At 40.2% G+C, this 1,586-nt stretch carries 3 protein-coding genes; all 3 read right to left on the bottom strand.

Annotation, left to right across the window (positions count from 1 at the left end; all coding sequences use genetic code 11):
* Positions 1-176: 176 nt before the first annotated feature.
* Positions 177-713: a class I SAM-dependent methyltransferase gene (locus E1176_RS01250; protein ID WP_246205905.1), complete on the bottom strand. Its 537-nt coding sequence runs from the start codon at positions 711-713 to the stop codon at positions 177-179.
* A 103-nt stretch (positions 714-816) separates the two neighbouring features.
* The gene (locus tag E1176_RS01245; protein WP_155208768.1) at positions 817-1,194 is read right to left on the bottom strand and encodes a VOC family protein; all 378 of its coding nucleotides are present in this window, start codon (positions 1,192-1,194) and stop codon (positions 817-819) included.
* Positions 1,195-1,233: 39 nt separating this feature from the next.
* A partial coding sequence (locus tag E1176_RS01240; RefSeq protein WP_155208767.1) for a DUF2200 domain-containing protein occupies positions 1,234-1,586 on the bottom strand: 353 nt, incomplete at its 5' end.

Genomic DNA, 1,586 nt, shown 5'->3' with positions numbered 1-1,586 from the left:
GAGATTCCTGATCTCCGCTGCACTACGTCAGGAATGACAAAAAGGAGAGGGTTGCTCATTTTACAGCGGAATAAATATTGATTGAGAACACTCGTCAGACCACTCAAAGTGGTCTGACGAATAAGTCAGGTGAGATAGAAGCTCAAAGCTCATGACTAAAAGCTAACAGCTCGTATTTATTTCTCAAAAACAATCAATCGATTATCTACAGTGAGCTTACGAAAACCATAATTTTCCTTAATGAAGCTTAAGCTATCCTCATGGTAAAAAAACACATGGGTAAGATCGTTTTTGTAGTACCACTTTTCAAAATTAAGCTGCTCCGTAAAAAGATCTGTCATGCAGATAAGGTGACCACCTGGTAGTAGATGGTTATACAAAAACTTAAACTCAGCGGCTGGGTCATGAAAGTGCTCCATAACCTCGCAGCATACTATGTAATCATATTCTCGTTTTAAGGCATCTTGATTATTGTCGAAATATGGGTCATAGGTGGTAATGTCATACCCCTGATCTCTTAGCAATTTTGTGATAACAGGCCCAGGACCTGCACCATAATCTAATCCCTTGGCATTCTGGGTTAGGTTACTTAAAACGTAACTAGTGATTGGAGAAACAAATTTTTGATACCCAGGATCGTTTACATCGTTGTTGTGCGTGGTGTAGCGATACTTTTCCTTACTGGGATTGATGAAGTCTGATTTTGCAACCAAAACACCATTGCATTTTTCACACTTATAATATATTCTTGCCCTATCCTCGAAAAAGGGCTGTGAAGCACCCTTACACAAGTGGCATTGAGGTGCTTCAGGCATATTAACCTTCTAACTTAAAATGAGGATTGTGGATTATGCCGATTACGTTGCCATAAGGGTCTTTGACTTCTGCAGTGATAATACCACCACCCACGTCAGTGGGCTTACCATGGGAGGAGGCACCATGAGCAAGAAGCTGATCGTAAGATGCTTGTGCGTCATTTACACCCCAATAAGCAACCACTGCCTCCGACTTCTCCTCCGATTTGTTTTCGGTAGGCAACAGACCCAATTCGTAACCTCCTATGTTGAAGCCGACATAAAACGGTTCATCAAAATAAGGTTGTGTCTCAAAAGCTTTAGCATACCACTCTTTAGCTTCGTTGAGATTAGGTACATAATAAATTGCAGTTCTAAGGCCTAGATAGGGTTTTTTCATTGTAAGGGCATTTGTGTTATAGTGATTATTATTGAGCAGCTAGGCTGTGCGCAGAATTTTTTCCATCTTTCGTCCTTTAGCCAGCTCATCGACCAGCTTATCGAGGTACCTTACCTGGCGCGTGAGTTCGTTATCTATTTCTTCAATCCTGTAGCCACATATCACCCCTTTAATTAAATCGGCATTAGGATTTAGTGTCGCTTGTTCAAAGAATGACTCAAATGTAGCCTTACTTTGAATAAGCTCTTCTAGTTTCTTATCATTAAAACCTGTCAACCATTCTATGACCTCATGTAGTTCTTCTATACTTCTGCCTTTTTTCTCCACCTTAGTAATATAATGAGGGTAAACAGAAGCAAATGTCATAGTAGCAATACGCTCGTTGTGTTTAT

Origin of the sequence: Fulvivirga aurantia (genome assembly GCF_009711475.1) — a bacterium.
Classification (GTDB): Bacteria; Bacteroidota; Bacteroidia; order Cytophagales; family Cyclobacteriaceae; genus Fulvivirga; species Fulvivirga aurantia.
The sequence above is the reverse complement of the archived record's forward strand: the minus strand, read 5'-3'. Positions and strand labels throughout refer to the sequence as shown.